This window comes from Mitsuokella sp. oral taxon 131 str. W9106, from assembly GCF_000469545.1.
GTDB lineage: Bacteria > Bacillota > Negativicutes > Selenomonadales > Selenomonadaceae > AWVT01.
In genome coordinates, this window is the sequence record NZ_KI273051.1 from 64,012 (window position 1) to 80,308 (window position 16,297).

The 16,297-nt window shown below is 59.9% G+C and carries 14 protein-coding genes; all 14 read left to right on the forward strand.

Translation table 11 applies throughout. The features are described from left to right. Positions 1-131 precede the first annotated feature (131 nt). The 14 genes from HMPREF1985_RS00845 to codY all read left to right on the forward strand — a co-directional run bounded on the left by HMPREF1985_RS00845 (position 132) and on the right by codY (position 16,099). The gene (locus tag HMPREF1985_RS00845; RefSeq protein WP_040636628.1) at positions 132-1,073 is read left to right on the forward strand and encodes an AEC family transporter; all 942 of its coding nucleotides are present in this window, start codon (positions 132-134) and stop codon (positions 1,071-1,073) included. 64 nt (positions 1,074-1,137) lie between these two features. Further along, positions 1,138-1,320, forward strand: a complete 183-nt coding sequence (locus HMPREF1985_RS00850; protein ID WP_021770519.1) for a YjfB family protein — start codon at positions 1,138-1,140, stop codon at positions 1,318-1,320. Positions 1,321-1,497: 177 nt separating this feature from the next. Continuing rightward, positions 1,498-2,532 carry a heat-inducible transcriptional repressor HrcA gene (hrcA, locus tag HMPREF1985_RS00855; RefSeq protein WP_040636629.1) on the forward strand — a complete coding sequence of 345 codons (1,035 nt, stop codon included), beginning with the start codon at positions 1,498-1,500 and terminating at the stop codon, positions 2,530-2,532. 43 nt (positions 2,533-2,575) lie between these two features. Beyond that, positions 2,576-3,196, forward strand: a complete 621-nt coding sequence (gene grpE, locus HMPREF1985_RS00860; RefSeq protein WP_021770521.1) for a nucleotide exchange factor GrpE — start codon at positions 2,576-2,578, stop codon at positions 3,194-3,196. Positions 3,197-3,249: 53 nt separating this feature from the next. Then, positions 3,250-5,121 carry a molecular chaperone DnaK gene (gene dnaK, locus HMPREF1985_RS00865; RefSeq protein WP_040636631.1) on the forward strand — a complete coding sequence of 624 codons (1,872 nt, stop codon included), beginning with the start codon at positions 3,250-3,252 and terminating at the stop codon, positions 5,119-5,121. Between the two features lie 95 nt (positions 5,122-5,216). Beyond that, on the forward strand, positions 5,217-6,392 hold the full coding sequence (gene dnaJ, locus HMPREF1985_RS00870) for a molecular chaperone DnaJ (protein ID WP_021770523.1): 1,176 nt from the start codon (positions 5,217-5,219) through the stop codon (positions 6,390-6,392). A gap of 119 nt (positions 6,393-6,511) precedes the next feature. After that, positions 6,512-7,195, forward strand: a complete 684-nt coding sequence (locus tag HMPREF1985_RS00875) for a DUF2225 domain-containing protein (protein WP_040636633.1) — start codon at positions 6,512-6,514, stop codon at positions 7,193-7,195. Positions 7,196-7,263: 68 nt separating this feature from the next. Continuing rightward, a complete protein-coding gene (locus tag HMPREF1985_RS00880) occupies positions 7,264-8,250 on the forward strand; it encodes a bile acid:sodium symporter family protein (RefSeq protein WP_021770525.1) in 987 nt (328 codons plus the stop codon). Positions 8,251-8,392: 142 nt separating this feature from the next. Beyond that, complete coding sequence (gene dprA / locus HMPREF1985_RS00885) at positions 8,393-9,490, forward strand: DNA-processing protein DprA (RefSeq protein WP_040636635.1); 1,098 nt, start codon at positions 8,393-8,395, stop codon at positions 9,488-9,490. Beyond that, the gene (gene topA, locus HMPREF1985_RS00890; protein ID WP_021770527.1) at positions 9,453-11,798 is read left to right on the forward strand and encodes a type I DNA topoisomerase; all 2,346 of its coding nucleotides are present in this window, start codon (positions 9,453-9,455) and stop codon (positions 11,796-11,798) included. Before dprA ends, topA begins: the two co-directional genes overlap by 38 nt. Further along, entirely contained in the window at positions 11,795-13,129 is a 1,335-nt protein-coding gene (trmFO, locus tag HMPREF1985_RS00895) for a methylenetetrahydrofolate--tRNA-(uracil(54)-C(5))-methyltransferase (FADH(2)-oxidizing) TrmFO (RefSeq protein WP_021770528.1), read from the forward strand. The genes topA and trmFO overlap by 4 nt, the downstream gene beginning before the upstream one ends. A gap of 38 nt (positions 13,130-13,167) precedes the next feature. Beyond that, entirely contained in the window at positions 13,168-13,710 is a 543-nt protein-coding gene (hslV, locus tag HMPREF1985_RS00900; protein WP_040636637.1) for an ATP-dependent protease subunit HslV, read from the forward strand. 26 nt (positions 13,711-13,736) lie between these two features. Beyond that, positions 13,737-15,128 (forward strand): ATP-dependent protease ATPase subunit HslU, encoded by a 1,392-nt coding sequence (gene hslU / locus HMPREF1985_RS00905; RefSeq protein ID WP_155943501.1) that lies wholly within the window; start codon positions 13,737-13,739, stop codon positions 15,126-15,128. Between the two features lie 191 nt (positions 15,129-15,319). Then, positions 15,320-16,099, forward strand: coding sequence for a GTP-sensing pleiotropic transcriptional regulator CodY (codY, locus tag HMPREF1985_RS00910; RefSeq protein ID WP_021770532.1), 780 nt, complete (start codon positions 15,320-15,322; stop codon positions 16,097-16,099). Positions 16,100-16,297 lie beyond the last annotated feature (198 nt).

Here is a 16,297-nt window from a genome sequence, read left to right on the forward strand (position 1 = left end):
TTATTATACCGTATATCGGAGGTTATTGGATAGTTTTTTCGTATGCGGCAGTTTCTCTTTTCTGTGATTTGTGTCATAATAGGAATGACTTTTGATAAGGATGACTTTTGCACGCAGGGGAGGCTGTTTCTTTGCTTGATCATTTTCTCGTGGCGCTCGGCGCGGTCGTGCCGATCTTCGTCCTCGTCGGGATTGGCGTGACGGTGCGCCTGCGCCATCTCCTGACGGAGGCGGAGATCCGAAACGTCAATGCGATGGTCTTTCAGATTTTCTTTTTCTGCATGATGTTCTACAACATCTATACGGCGGACTTCGACAAGACGTTCCGGCCACAGCTCATGTGCTTTGCCTTTTTCGGGATATTGGGGCTGTTTTTCGTAGCGATTGCCGTTGTCTGCCTTGTGGAAAAGCAGGATTTTCGGCGCGGCGCGATGGTGCAGGCCATCTACCGCAGCAATTACGTCCTGCTCGGCGTGCCGCTTGTCGCCAACATCTACGGGCAGGAGCTGGTCGCCGTGCCGATGGCGTTGATACCCGTCGTCGTGCCGCTCTACAATGTGCTCGGCGTCATCATACTCGAGGTCTTCCGCGGCGGGCCTATCGCACCTATCCCCATCGCGGCAAGCGTTCTTCGCAATCCCATGATCCGCGGCGCGCTCTTGGGGCTTTTCTGCCGCGTCGTCGGGCTTCCCCTGCCGCATCCCATCCTTGCCCCGCTCCATGAGGTCGCGATGGCGACGACGCCCGTCGCGCTCATCGTGCTCGGCGCGTCCATCCGCCTCGACGGGGTGAAGGCCGAGCCGTTCCAGCTCGCGTTCTGCACTGTCGCACGCCTCGTCGTCGTGCCTGCCGTCATGCTCACGGCTGCGGCGCTCCTCGGTTTTCGCGGCGTCGATTTCGTGACCATTCTCTCCATCTTTTCGACGCCGTGCGCGGTCGCGGGCTTTGCGATGGCGCAGCAGATGGGAAGCGATGCCATGCTTGCGGGTAGCTGCGTCATCGCCACGACGCTGTTTGCGAGCGTGACGGTCTTTGGCTGGATTTTCGCCGCCAAGACAATTGGATTCATTTGATTTAAGCGATGGAGGCAAAGCATCGATATTCTCGATAGGAAGAGGCTGCAATGGAGGTGAGCGTATGGATATGAGCATCGCGGCCATGTCGGTCGTAAGCAGCCAGCAGCAAGCCGCGCAGGATTTCGGTGTCGGCGTGCTGAGGATGGCGATGGCAGCGTCGACGCAGGGCACGGAAGAGCTTCTCGGCGAAATGACAGGGAGCCTCGATCCGAATCTCGGCACCAATATCGACGTACAGGCATAAGACAGAAAAAACCGTTCGGATGTTTCCGAGCGGTTTTTGTATGTCCATCAAAAAAACTTTGACTTTTTGACATTTTAGCTGTTGACTTTTTGCTTTTTACGGTGTATATTTTTTATAGATTCGAGGCTGGCACTCAGTCAAGGCGAGTGCTAACAACTTCGGAGAGGAGAGATGCTTGTGACAGGGGAACTGGACGCGCGCAAGGAACGCGTGCTGCGAGCGGTCATCGACGACTACGTGGCATCAGCGGAGCCGGTCGGCTCGCGGACGCTTGCGCGCAAGTACGATCTCGGCGTCAGTCCCGCGACGATACGCAACGAGATGGCAGATCTTGAGATGCTCGGCTACTTGGAGCATTTGCACACGTCATCGGGGCGCATTCCCTCTTCGAAAGGCTATCGGTTCTACGTCAACGGGCTTATTCCGCCGAAGCCGGTCAGCGATGCGGAAAAGGCACAGATCAACCGTTGGTATCGGGCGCGCGTGCGGCGCATCGACGAGGTCTTCCAGGAGACGGCGCGCATCATCTCGCGCGTGACGAAAAACGTCGCGATCGTGCTCGCGCCGCAGATGGCAGGCACGCAGTTCCGCTGCCTGCAGTTTCTGCCGCTTGACGCAGCGCGCGCGGTTGCCGTCTTCATGACGGACGCGGGCTTTGTCGAGAACAAGATCGTGCGCATCCCAGCAGGGGCTTCGTTTGCGGATTTCCAGCGCATGGCGGGCGTCATCAACGCGAACCTTTCCGGGTGCACGCTCGCCGACATCCAGCCGCATCTGCTGACGCAGATGCGCGCAGAGATCGGCGACGAGTCGCTCTACGAGGCGGCGCTTTCCGTCATCCATCGTGCGCTCGACGAGAGCCAAGAGGAGCGGCTCTACCTCGGTGGAACGCGGGAGCTCTTTGGGCAGCCGGAGTTCCGCGATGCAGAGCGCATCAAGGATTTCCTGCTCGTCCTCGAAAAGGAAGAGCTTGTAAAGGATCTCCTGCACGCGCACATGGGCGATGGGCTTGCCGTCTCGATCGGCAGGGAGAATGCGGACAGCCATTTCAAGAATTCGAGCGTCATCACGGCGACGTACCACTTAAACGGCGAGCTTTTGGGGACGATTGCCGTCCTCGGCCCGACGCGCATGGAGTATGCGAAGGCAATGAGCCTCCTCGGATACATGAATGCGAATCTGACGAATGTCATCAGCCGTCTCGAACTGTAGCGGCGCGATTTCGACGAAAGAGGTGACAGGATTGCCATCATTTATGAAAGAAGAAAAGAAGAAGGATGCACAGAAGATGGAAGAGATGCAGCGCGAAATCGACGAGGCTGAAGCGAATCTGAAGGCGGATGAAACGGCTGAGGAAGAAGCTGTAGACGAAGCGGACGCGCAGGAGGAAGCGCAGGCAGAGACGCCGGAAGAGGAAGCGGAAACGCTTCGCGCCGAGGTCGAAAGGCTCACCGCCGATCTCAAGGAAAAAGAAGACCGCGTGCTTCGCCTGCAGGCGGATTTCGAAAATTTCCGCCGCCGCGTGAGCAAGGAACGCATCGAGCTGGCGGACGTCGTCAAGCAGGATTTTCTCAAGGACATGCTGCCGCTCGTTGACAACTTCGAGCGCGCGATGGCCGCCGAAAAGACGGATGGCGAAGCATTTCAAAAAGGCGTCGAGATGATCTACACGCAGTTCGGCGAGATCTTGAAAAAGAACGGGCTTGAGCCTATCGAGACCGAGGGCAGGAAGTTCGATCCGAACTTCCACCAAGCTGTCATGCGCGTCGCAGATCCCGAGCTCGAAGATGAGATGATCGTCAAGGAGCTTCAGCGCGGCTATACGGCACACGGCCGTGTGCTTCGTCCGAGCATGGTGCAGGTCGTTTCCAATTAATACAGCGAATACCGTGCATATCAACTGTTATATACATGGAGGAGGATTTTATTATGTCGAAAGTAATTGGCATTGATTTAGGCACGACGAACTCCGTCGTATCCGTTATGGAAGGCGGCGAGCCGACCGTCATCACGAACCCGGAAGGCAGTCGGATCACGCCGTCCGTCGTCGGCTTCACGAAGGACGGACAGCGTCTCGTCGGCCAGCTTGCAAAGCGGCAGGCGGTCTCGAACCCCGACCGCACGATCGCATCGATCAAGCGGCACATGGGCGAGAGCGACTACAAGGTGAAGATTGACGACAAGTCGTATACGCCGCAGGAAATCTCGGCCATGATCCTGCAGAAGCTCAAGAGCGATGCGGAGGCGTATCTCGGCGAGACGGTCACGCAGGCGGTCATCACCGTCCCGGCGTACTTCAATGACAGCCAGCGCCAGGCAACGAAGGACGCGGGCAAGATTGCAGGACTTGAGGTCCTGCGCATCATCAACGAGCCGACGGCAGCGGCGCTCGCCTACGGCCTCGACAAGGACGACGACGAGACGATTCTCGTCTTCGACCTCGGCGGCGGCACGTTCGATGTTTCGATTCTCGAGCTTTCGAGCGGCACGTTTGAAGTCCTCGCGACGAATGGCGACACACATCTCGGCGGCGATGACTTCGACAAGAAAATCATGGATTGGATGGTCGAGTCGTTCCAAAGGGAAAACGGCATTGACCTCTCAAAGGACAAGATGGCGGCACAGCGTCTTAAGGAAGCGGCGGAGAAGGCAAAGATCGAGCTTTCCAGCATGACGCAGACGAACATCAACCTGCCGTTTATCACGGCGGACGCTTCTGGGCCGAAGCACCTCGACCTCACGCTCACGCGCGCACAGTTTGACGCGATGACGGCAGACCTCGTCGAACGCACGATGGAGCCGACGCGCAAGGCGATGGCAGACGCGGAGCTTTCGGGCAGCGACATCAACAAGATTATCCTCGTCGGCGGTTCGTCCCGTATTCCTGCCGTGCAGGAAGCGATTCGCAAGTCGCTCTCGAAGGAGCCGTCGAAGGGGGTCAACCCGGATGAGTGCGTTTCCGTCGGTGCCGCGATTCAGGGCGGCGTCCTCGTCGGCGAAGTCAAGGACGTCCTGCTCCTCGACGTCACGCCGCTTTCGCTCGGCATCGAGACGCTCGGCGGCGTCTGCACGAAGCTCATTGAGCGCAACACGACGATCCCGACGCACAAGAGCCAAGTCTTCTCGACGGCAGCCGACAATCAGCCGTCCGTTGACATCCACGTGCTGCAGGGCGAGCGTGAGATGGCTGCGGGCAACAAGACGCTCGGACGCTTCGAGCTTTCCGACATCCCGCCTGCACCGCGCGGCGTTCCCCGCATCGAGGTTTCGTTTGACATCGACGCGAACGGCATTGTGCACGTCTCCGCAAAGGATCTCGGCACGGGCAAGGAGCAGAAGATTACGATTCAGTCCGACAGCGGCATGAGCAAGGAAGACATTGACCGCATGGTGAAGGAAGCCGAGGCGCATGCCGCCGAGGATAAGAAGCAGAAGGAAGCCGTCGACGCCAAGAATCAGGGCGAGGCGCTCGCCTATCAGGCGGAGAAGACGATCAAGGATCTCGGCGACAAGGCGGATAAGGCGCAGGCCGAAAAGGTCGAGGACGCGGTCAGGAAGCTTCGCGAAGCGCTCAAGGGAACGGACACCGATGCCATCAAGAAGGCGACGGAAGAACTTCAAAAGCCGCTCTACGAGATGAGTGCAGCCGCGTACCAGCAGGCGCAGGCAGCTGGTGCTGCAGCGGGCGCTGCGGAAGGTGCAGCACCCGGCCAGCAGCAGGAAGCGGCGCAGGGCGAGCAGAAGGCAGATGACAACGTCGTTGACGCTGAGTACACGGAAGTCAAAGACGACAAGAAATAAGAAGCGTGGATTGGGTGAAACCACTGATTGGCAGGCGGCTTGCCGCCCGCTCGGTCGGTGGTTTTTCGATACGGATCGAATAAGGATGGTGCAAGGTGAGCGAGAAACGCGATTATTACGAGGTGCTCGGGCTGCAAAAGGGCGCTTCGGATGCGGAAATCAAAAAGGCCTATAAAAGGATGGCGCGCAAATATCACCCCGACCTCAACCGCGACGACCCGAAGACGGCAGAGGAAAAATTCAAGGAAGTCAACGAGGCGTACGAAGTCCTGAAGGACCCGCAGAAAAAGGCGGCTTACGACCAGTACGGACATGCGGCATTTGAAGGCGGCATGGGCGGCGGAAGCGGCACCGGCGGATTCGGCGGGTTTGGCGACTTCGGCGGATTCAGCAGCGGAGGCGCGGGCGACTTCGGCGATATCTTCGACATGTTCTTCGGCAGCAGTGGTGGACGCGGCAGGCGAGGCGGCGCACCGCGCGCGCAGCGCGGCTCCGATCTCCGCTACGACCTTGAAGTCACGTTCGAGGAAGCGGCAAGTGGCAAGGAAATCGGGCTGGATATCCCGCGCACGGAGGAGTGCAGCGAGTGCCATGGCACGGGCGCAGCGAAGGGCACCAGCCCTGAGACGTGCCCCGACTGCCACGGCACCGGCATGCGCCAGCAGGTGCAGAATACGCCGTTCGGCCGCATGGTCAATCAGACGACGTGCGGGCGCTGCGGCGGCACGGGCAAGGTCGTAAAAAAGCCGTGCACCGCGTGCGGCGGAAAAGGGCAGAAGCGCGTGCGCCGCAAGGTCAAGGTGCGCATCCCCGCAGGGGTCGACAACGGCACGCGCGTGCGCGTGCCGGGCGGCGGCAATGCGGGCACGCACGGCGGCGGAAGCGGCGATCTCTACGTCTACGTCTTCATCAAGCCGCACAAGATCTTCAAGCGCGACGGAACGGACGTCATCGTCGAGGTGCCGATTTCCTTCGTGCAGGCGTCGCTCGGCGCGACGGTGCAGGTGCCGACGCTTTTGGGCACGGTCGACATGAAGGTGCCGGCAGGCACGCAGAGCGGGCAGATCCTTCGCCTCAAGGGCAAGGGCATCCCGTTCCTGCGTTCTTCGGGACGCGGCGACGAGCACGTCGTCATCAAGGTGCTCACGCCGAAGAACCTCAGCGCGCGGCAGGAAGAGCTGCTGCGCGAGTTCGGTGAGCTTTCGGGCGACAAGGTCAACCCCGAGCAGAAAAGCTTCCTCGACAATCTCAAAAATCTCTTTAAGTCGTAATCGAAACGCCGTAGAGGCAAGGTGCTTCTATGGCGTTTTTTGTGGAAAAAATTCTTATTCTATATTTATTGTGCTATAATGAAGCAAAAAGGTTTCGATGCGATAAATGGGAGCAGCTTATGAGCGGATTTACCTATGCGGTCCAAAAGAAATGCCCGGTCTGCGGCGAGGAGACGCAGGTCGCGAAGCTGAAGGCAAGGCTTTCGGTCGAAAAGACGGACGAAGATTTCTGCGTCCATTACAAGGAGGTGAAGGCGAGCCTCTATCACATCTGGGTCTGCGAGCACTGCAGCTTTGCAGCGGATGAGAAGACGTTTGCCGAGGTGTTTCCCGACCGCAAAAAGGATAAGATCCTCGGCTTTGTCGCGGGAAGGCCATCGCCGCTTCCGTTTTCGCTTGAGCGCACGGAGCGCGATGCGGAGATTTCGTTCATGCTCGCGCTGTTCTACGCGCAGCTTACGGACGAATCGCTCGCGAAGCAGGCAGGGCTCTACCTGCATTGGGCATGGGCTTACCGCGAGACGGGCAACGAGGAGAAGGAGATGCGCGCGCTCGGGCACGCCGCGCACCTCTACGAACAGTCGGTCATGCGGGAGCGCTATCCGATCGGCACGATGACGGACAACATGGCGACGTTCCTGTCGGGCGTCATCTATTATCGCATGCACGATATCGACCGCGCGATCCCGTTCCTCTCGCAGCTTATGGGCGACAAAAGCCTGCGTGAGAACGAGAAGAAACTCTTTGAAAAAGTGCGCGATCTCTGGCAAGCGATACGCGAGGAGAATCCGGGCGAAGGCTGAGCGGTCTGCAATTTGACAAAAGTTCCCGAAGTGTGTATCATGATGTGCTATCAGAAGGGGGACTTTTTATGAAATTCTTGGAGAAGCTCAGCCGCTTCATTTCGACGTATATGGCGGTTTTCGTCATTCTCGTCGCTGCCATCGCACTCTTCCAGCCGTGGACGTTCAAGTGGGTCGCGCCGCACATTGCGCTCATGCTCGGCATCGTCATGTTCGGCATGGGCATGACGCTGCGCGTTCAGGACTTCAAGATGGTGCTGCAGCGACCAAAGGACGTTGCGGTCGGCGCCATTGCACAGTTCACGATCATGCCAGGGCTCGCCTGGCTCCTCGCGACGGCATTTGACTTGCCCGCCGACCTCGCGGCAGGCGTTATCCTCGTCGGGACTTGCCCGGGCGGCACGTCGTCGAACGTCATGACGTATCTCGCGCGCGGCGACGTCGCACTCTCCGTCTCGATGACGATGACGACGACGATCCTCGCACCGATTGTGACACCGCTGCTCACGTGGTGGCTCGCGGGCGCATGGGTCGACATCCCGCTCAGCGCGATGATGGTCTCGATCGTGCAGGTCGTCATCGTGCCGATCGCCGCAGGCCTATTGCTCAATTCCTTTTTCGGCGCGCAGGTGCAGAAGGCGGTCGAGCTCCTGCCGCTCGTGTCGGTCATCGCGATCGTGCTCATCGTCGGCGGCGTCGTCTCTGTGAGCTCGGCGCGCATCATGGAGACGGGGCTGCTCATCATGGCTGTCGTCATGTGCCACAACCTCTTCGGCTACGCGCTCGGCTTCGTGCTCGCACAGAGTCTCGGCATGAACATGGCGAAGACAAAGGCGATTTCGATCGAGGTCGGCATGCAGAATTCCGGTCTTGCGACATCGCTCGCACTCCTGCACTTCGGCGCAGCGGCGGCGATTCCGGGCGCGATCTTCAGCGTCTGGCATAACATTTCGGGATCGATCGCGGCGAATATCCTCTCGCGCCGCATGAGGAACAAGCATGACCTGGCTGCGGAAAACGAGGAAGAGGCGCAGGCCAATCCCGGCGTACGCTAAATCCAGGCAGCCTCGTTTTGGCCGCGCTTCCCAAAGTATTTGCTCCTGTCGTGAAAGCGAGGGGAGCTTTTTCTTTTGGAAATGTATTGCATAATGCTGAAGTTTTCGATAAGATTGAAACAATGGGCAGGAGGTGCACGTCGTGGAGAGAGAAGAGCGGTTTTTCCTGGCGGCGCTCGCGCGCTGCCCCGGCCTCGGTGCGCGGCGTCTCGCCACGCTCCTCGCACTTGCGGATGCCAAAGCCCTATGGCACATGGATCCGGCGGAGCTCGCGATGCGCGCCTCCATTCCGTCCTCTGTCTGCGCCGCGCTCGCCAGCCTGCGCCGCGAGGCGCCGGATCTGCCCGAGCGGATTGCCTGCGCATCCGGGGCGTGCGGCGCGGAGCTGCTCGTCATGGAAGATTCAGATTATCCTCTTATATTAAAGGAAATTTTTGACCCGCCGATGGTGCTCTACGTTCGCGGGACGCTCGAACGCGCGGCGCGTCGCGTCGCCGTGGTTGGCGCGCGCAGGTGCTCGCCCTACGGCACGTCGCTTGCGCGCGAATTCGGCGAGAAGCTCGCCGCTGCGGGACTCACGGTCGTGAGCGGCGGCGCGCGCGGCATCGATACGGCGGCGCACCGCGGCGCGCTCCGCGCGCCGAAGGGGAAGACGATCGCCGTGCTCGGCTGCGGCATCGACGTTGCATACCCGTCGGAGAACCGACGCCTGTTTGACGCAATCGCAGAGCGTGGCGCCGTCATCTCTGAGTATGCGCCCGGCACGCAGCCGCTTCCCGTCTTTTTCCCGGCGCGTAACCGCATCATCAGCGGGCTTTCCTCCGGCACGCTCGTCGTCGAGGCGGCGCGCCGTTCGGGCTCGCTCATCACGGCGGAGCTTGCGCTCAGCGAGGGACGCGATGTCTATGCGGTTCCTGGAAGCGTGCTCTCGCCGACGAGCGAGGGCTGCCATGCGCTCATCGCGCAGGGCGCGAAGCTCACCGCTCGCCCTGGGGATATCCTGGAGGATTTCGGGCTTGGGACAAAGGCACCGCGCGGCGCGCGAAAATCGCTTTCGTCCGAGGAGCGCAAGATCTATCAGGTGCTTTCGTTCGACCATCCGCTTACGATGGACGAGATCCTCATGAGCCTGCCAGACGGGGAAATTGCGAATCTTGCCTTCCTGCTGCTGCAGATGGAGCTAAAAGGCTTGGTCATAGAGAATGAATGGCACGCATATCGGCGTGCGGAGAGGGAGTGAACCGTTGGCTGTATCCAAAGAGAAAAACGCGGCAAAGCCGAAAGCCAAGGCAAAAGCGAGGAAATCACAGGAGAAGAAGACGCTTGTTGTCGTCGAGTCGCCTGCAAAGGCGAAGACGATCGAGAAGTACCTCGGCAGGAAGTACATGGTGCGCGCTTCGATGGGGCATCTGCGCGACTTGCCGAAGAGCCAGTTCGGCATTGACGTCGAGCACGGCTTCGAGCCGAAGTACATCAACATCCGCGGCAAGGGCGACCTCATCCGCGCGCTCAAAAAGGATGCGAAGAACGCCGGAAAGGTCTTGCTCGCAAGCGATCCCGATCGCGAAGGCGAGGCGATCGCATGGCACCTCTCCTATATTTTGGGACTCGACCCGAAGAATGATTGCCGCATCGTCTTCAACGAGATCACGAAGCCCGCGATCAAGGAAGCCGTGCGACACGCGCGCTCCATCAATATGGATCAGGTCGATGCGCAGCAGGCGCGCCGCATGCTCGACCGAATCGTCGGCTACAAGCTCTCGCCACTCCTTTGGCGCAAGGTGCGCAAGGGACTCTCGGCGGGTCGCGTGCAGTCGGTGACGGTGCGACTGATCTGTGACCGCGAAAAGGAGATTGAGGCGTTCCAGTCGGAGGAGTACTGGACAATCGGCGCGAAGCTCCGCAAGGGGAAGTCGCCGATGTTCGCGGCGGAGCTCGCACTCGTTGACGGCAAGAAGCTCGCCGTCAGCGAAGACGGCGGCAAGAACGTTGCACTCCATAGCGATCGCGAGGCAAAGGCACTTGCGGCGGAGCTTGCGGCGTCGGATCTCACGGTGGGCAGCGTCAAGCGGAGCGAGCGGCAGAGAAAGCCAGCCGCGCCGTTTACGACGAGCTCCCTGCAGCAGGATGCCGCACGCAAGCTCGGATTCACTTCGCGCAAGACGATGATGCTTGCGCAGCAGCTCTACGAAGGGCTCGACCTCGGCCGCCGCGGCGCGACTGGCCTCATCACATACATGCGCACGGACTCGACGCGTATCTCAGCACTCGCACAGGACGAAGCGCGTGAACACATCCGCACGGTGTACGGCGCGGATTATGCGCCAGAAAGACCGAATGTCTACGCGGCAGGCAAGAAGGCACAGGATGCGCACGAGGCGATTCGCCCGACGAGCGTCCTTTGCACGCCGGACAGCATCGAGAAATACCTAAGCCGCGACCAGCTCCGCCTCTATACCCTCGTTTGGCAGCGCTTTGTCGCGAGCCAGATGACGGCGGCGGTCTACGATACGATGCGCGTCACGATTCGCGCAGGCGAGCGCCTCGAACTTCGCGCGGCTGGCTCGAAACTCCGCTTTGCAGGCTTCACTGCCGTCTACGCAGGAAGCGACCGCGACAAAAAGGAAAAGGACGTCGTGCTGCCCGATCTCGCAGAGGGCGACGTGCTGACGCTCGCGCGCTCCGAGCCGCAGCAGCATTTCACCGAGCCGCCGCCGCGCTACAACGACGCTTCGATCGTCAAGACGCTCGAAGAGAAGGAAATCGGACGGCCGAGCACGTACGCGCCGATCATTGAGACGATACAGGCACGCGGCTACGTGCAGCGCGTGGACAAGCATTTCCGGCCGACGGAACTCGGCTTTGTTGTCGTCGATATGCTCGAGGAATACTTCAATAAGATCGTCGATGTGACGTTCACCGCCGAACTTGAGAATGAGCTTGATGAGATCGCCGAGGGCAAGGTCGAGAAGAACGAGCTCCTCAAGTCGTTCTACGGTCCCTTCGAGGCTACGCTCGAGGCGGCAGACGAGGCGATCGGCCACGTCGAGCTCCCCGTCGAAGTCTCCGACGTGCCGTGTGAGCTTTGTGGCCGCATGATGGTCGTCAAGCAGGGACGCTATGGAAAGTTTCTCGCATGCCCCGGATTCCCCGAATGCCGCAACACAAAGCCGATCTTGAAGAAGACGGGCGTCAAATGCCCGAAGTGCGGCGGCGAGATCGTTGAGCGGCGCACGCGGCGTGGGCGCACGTTCTACGGCTGCGGGAACTACCCGGACTGCGACTACACGACATGGGATACGCCGCAGAAGGAGACATGCGGGAAGTGCGGCGCATTCCTCTTGAAGCACCGCTTCAAAAACGGGCGCAGCATGATTTACTGCAGCAACGATGCGTGTGAGACGCGCATCGATCATCCGATCAACAAGGAACTGGAAAAGATTCGCCAACGCCTCGCAGCAAAGGAAGCGAAGGCGAAGGGGACAGAAGGGGAAAAGGCAGGCGTGAAGGCGAAGCACGCGCGCAAGGCGAAGGCGGCGGACGCATGAAGGCGATCGTGGTCGTAGGCGCAGGGCTCGCGGGCGCAGAAGCGGCGTGGCAGGCAGCACGGCGCGGTGTACATGTGCGTCTCTTCGAGATGCGTCCCAAGAAGATGACGCCAGCGCACAAGACGGCAGGATTCGCCGAGCTCGTCTGCAGCAACTCGCTGCGCGGTGCGGGGATGGAGAATGCGGCTGGCGTGCTCAAGGAGGAGATGCGCCGCCTCGGTTCGATCACGATGGAAGCGGCGGACGCGCGGCGCGTGCCGGCAGGCGGCGCGCTCGCCGTCGATCGCTGCGGGTTCAGCGACTACATCACGCAGCGCGTCAGAAATCATCCGAATATCGAGGTCGTATGCGAGGAAGTGCAGGCGATTCCGCTTGCGGCGGACGGCATTACGGTCATCGCGAGCGGCCCGCTCACGGAGGGCGCGCTCGCCGAGGACATCGCGCGGCGTACGGGCGGCGACTCGCTCTACTTCTACGATGCGGCGGCGCCGATCGTGAGCGCGGATTCCATCGACATGACAAAGGCATACCGCGCCTCGCGCTATGGAAAAGGCGAGGCGGCATACCTCAACTGCCCCATGACGAAAGAGGCGTACGAAGCGTTTTGGGAAGCGCTCGTGACGGCGGAAAAGACGCCGACGAAAGACTTCGAGAGGGAGAAATTCTTCGAGGGCTGCATGCCCGTCGAGGCCATGGCGGCCCGCGGCAAGGACACGCTTCGGTACGGACCGCTGAAGCCCGTCGGGCTCGAGCACCCCGATACGGGCGTGCGCCCCTACGCTGTCGTGCAGCTTCGCCAGGACAATGCGAACGCGACGCTCTACAACATCGTCGGCTTTCAGACGCATCTCCTCTGGCCGGAGCAGCGGCGCGTTTTCGCGATGATACCGGGGCTGGAGCATGCGGAGTTCCTGCGCTACGGCGTCATGCACCGCAATACGTTTTTGAATGCGCCGCGCCATATTCTGCCGACGTTCCAGTTCCGCGGTGAGGAGCATCTTTTCTTTGCCGGTCAGATGACGGGGGTCGAGGGCTATGTCGAGTCGGCGGCGTCTGGACTCGTCGCCGGCATCAATGCCGCGCGCATGGCGGCAGGAGAAGCGCCGCTCACGTTTCCCGAAGAGACGTGCCACGGTGCGCTCGCGCACTACATTACGACGAGCGAGGCGAAGCGCTTCCAGCCGATGAACGTCAATTTTGGCCTGTTGCCGCCCGCGGCGGTGCGCGATGCAAACGGCAGGCGCATCTGCGGCAAGAAGGAGAAGAAGGCGATGCTCGCCGCGCGCGCGCTCGCGGCGATCGATGCCTTTTGCCCGATCCTTCTGCCATGATTCACCCGCAACCACCGATTCCGAAAGGAGCGAGAGATATGGAGACCCAGTTTCACGCAACGACGATATGCGCCGTCAGGAAGGGCGGAAAGACCGCCATTGCAGGCGATGGACAGGTCACGTTCGGACAGAATGCGATTATGAAGGCGAATGCGCGCAAAGTGCGCACGATCTACCACGGCAAAGTGCTCGCGGGCTTCGCGGGTTCGGTCGCCGACGCCTTTACGCTCTTTGAGAAGTTCGAGTCGAAGCTCGAAAGCTACAGCGGCAACCTCCAGCGCGCCGCCGTCGAGCTTGCGAAGGAGTGGCGCACGGACCGCGTGCTCCGGAAACTCGAGGCGCTGCTGCTCGTCGCAGACAAGGAGCGCATCCTCATGATCTCGGGAAGCGGCGAGGTCATCGAGCCGGATGGTGCGGCTGCGGCGATCGGATCGGGCGGCTTCTATGCGCTTGCGGCAGCGCGCGCGCTCGCCGCGCATACGGAGATGGACGCGGCAGCGATCGCGAAGGAAGCGCTGACGATTGCTGCCGACATATGCGTCTACACAAATCACAACATCAACGTGGAGGAGCTTGCGTAATGGAGGAAATGGACAAGGAAACTACGATTGGGTCGATCGGCGTAAACGAGCAGACTCCGCGCGAGATCGTTGCGGAGCTTGACAAGTACATCGTCGGGCAGGACGAGGCGAAGCGCTCCGTCGCGATCGCGCTGCGCAACCGCTGGCGCGCACGCCAGCTCACGGGCGCGATGAAGGAGGACATCATCCCGAAGAACATCCTCATGATCGGCTCGACGGGCGTTGGCAAGACGGAGATCGCGCGCCGTCTCGCGCGCCTCGTGCGCGCGCCGTTCATCAAGGTCGAGGCGACGAAATTCACCGAAGTCGGCTACGTCGGCCGCGACGTCGAGTCGATCGTGCGCGACCTCACGGAAAACGCCGTGCGCATGGTGCGCCGCGAGCGCATGGGCGCCGTCAGGGAGAAGGCGGACGAGCTCGCAAAAGAGCGCATTCTCGGCGTCCTCGTGCCCGAATCGAAGCGATCGCAGAACCCGCTCGGCAAGCTCTTCGGCAACGCCGAGGAGGAAGAGGCGAAGAAGGAAGAGGCGCCGAAGTATCAGGCGGGGCGCGATTGGACCCTCAAACGCCTCGCATCGGGAGAGCTCGAGAAGGAAATGATTGAGATCGACGTCGAAGAGAGCGCAAGGCCCATGGTCGGCATGTTCTCAGGGTCGTCGCTTGAGGGCATGGGGGACAACCTGCAGGACATGATCGGCAGCCTCATCCCGAAACACCGCAAGAAGCGCCGCGTGACGGTCGCGCAGGCGCGAAAGATCTTCGCACAGGAAGAAGCGGCGAAGCTCATCGACATGGACGCCGTTGCCGAGGAGGCACTGCGCGCCACGGAGTACAGCGGCATCGTATTCCTCGATGAGCTCGACAAGGTCGCCGTCAAGAACGGCAGCTCGGGCGCGGACGTCTCGCGCGAGGGCGTGCAGCGCGACATCCTGCCGATCGTCGAGGGATCCCAGGTTTCGACGAAGTACGGGCCGGTAAAGACCGACCACATCCTTTTCATTGCGGCAGGGGCGTTCCACATGGCAAAGCCGTCGGATCTCATCCCCGAGCTTCAGGGGCGCTTCCCGATCCGCGTCGAACTCAAGTCGCTCACTCGTGCGGACTTTGAGAAGATACTAACCGAGCCGAAAAACGCGCTCCTGAAGCAGTACGAGGCGCTGCTCGGAACGGAGGGCGTGACGGTCGAGTTTTGCACCGATGCGATCCGCCGCATCGCCGAGCTCGCCGAGCGCGTCAATGAGCAGGCGGAGGACATCGGTGCCCGCCGCCTTCACACGTTGCTCGAAAAGCTTCTCGAAGAAGTCAGCTTTGACGCGCCCGACATGGAGGAAAAGCACATTGTGATCGATGCCGCTTACGTCGATATGCGCCTTGCCGACATCGCGGGCAGCCGCGATCTCTCGCAGTTCATTCTCTGATGCATGGCTGTGCTTGCAGCCTGTCCTGCGCCTCCCGAAAGGGAGGCTTTTTTATGCGGGAAATGTTCCAAAAAATTTTTTGTTTTCCAAAAACCAGCTATGATAATTTTGAAAAGTATGATAAAATAGGATTGAAGGAATCCGTAACATGACTGGACTGCCATGGCAATAGGCCAAAGGAGGGGAACACAATGGCAACGCTGTTGGAAAAGACACGAAAGATCAATCGTTTGCTCCAGCGCTCGGAGACGGTGGTGTATGATGGCATCTCACGCGTGCTCAGCAATGTGCTGAACGCGAATGTTTACATCACGAACCAAAAGGGGAAGATCTACGGCTATGCCTTCGTCGATGACTTTGAGTGCGATCTTATGATCGACAAGGTCATCGATCAGGGACAGTTTCCCGCGCACTACGTCAAGTGGCTCATGCGCCTTGACGAGACGAACGCAAACCTGCGCTCGAAGACGGGCATGTGCGCCTATGACGAAGAGGAAAAGTGCTTGTTCCATGGGAAGAATACGACGATCGTACCGATCTACGGCGTCGGGGAACGCATCGGCACGCTGATTGTCGCGAAATACGACGAGGAGTTTACGGACGACGACCTCCTGCTCTGCGAGTACGGGGCGACCGTCGTCGGCATGGAGATGCTGCGTGACCGCGCGCAGAAGATCGAGATCGAGATGCGCAAGAAGACGACGGTGCAGATCGCGATCAACACGCTCTCGTTCTCCGAGCGCAAGGCGGCATACGCGATCCTTTCGGCGCTCAACGCGCCAGAGGGACTCCTCGTCGCATCGAAGATTGCCGACGAGGTGCAGATCACGCGCTCCGTCATCGTCAACGCGCTTCGAAAATTCGAGTCGGCAGGCGTCATCTCGTCAAAGTCGCTCGGCATGAAGGGCACGTACATCAAAGTGCTCAACGAGTACCTGCTCGACGAGGTGCAAAAGCTCAAAGACGAATAGGGATTTGCGATGGAAATGCAGGCATGCGAATGGTTTTTTGAAGATGAGCATTCGCATGCCTGCTGATTTTTTTAAGAAAATATGATTCAGAACTTCTAATTTCATAAAAAAAGTGATAGAATTTAGAGGAATTGTGTAGAGCGTGTAGAAAACTAATAACTGAGTTTAATATGCCCTGAAATTGATTTCGATAGAAAA

Coding starts and splice junctions, on each gene's coding strand:
- trmFO (WP_021770528.1), top strand. CDS start 11,795: ATGAAGGCGATCGTGGTCGTAGGCGCAGGGCTCGCGGGCGCAGAAGCG.
- hslV (WP_040636637.1), top strand. CDS start 13,168: ATGGAGACCCAGTTTCACGCAACGACGATATGCGCCGTCAGGAAGGGC.
- HMPREF1985_RS00880 (WP_021770525.1), top strand. CDS start 7,264: ATGAAATTCTTGGAGAAGCTCAGCCGCTTCATTTCGACGTATATGGCG.
- HMPREF1985_RS00850 (WP_021770519.1), top strand. CDS start 1,138: ATGGATATGAGCATCGCGGCCATGTCGGTCGTAAGCAGCCAGCAGCAA.
- codY (WP_021770532.1), top strand. CDS start 15,320: ATGGCAACGCTGTTGGAAAAGACACGAAAGATCAATCGTTTGCTCCAG.
- dnaK (WP_040636631.1), top strand. CDS start 3,250: ATGTCGAAAGTAATTGGCATTGATTTAGGCACGACGAACTCCGTCGTA.
- HMPREF1985_RS00875 (WP_040636633.1), top strand. CDS start 6,512: ATGAGCGGATTTACCTATGCGGTCCAAAAGAAATGCCCGGTCTGCGGC.
- topA (WP_021770527.1), top strand. CDS start 9,453: ATGAATGGCACGCATATCGGCGTGCGGAGAGGGAGTGAACCGTTGGCT.
- grpE (WP_021770521.1), top strand. CDS start 2,576: ATGAAAGAAGAAAAGAAGAAGGATGCACAGAAGATGGAAGAGATGCAG.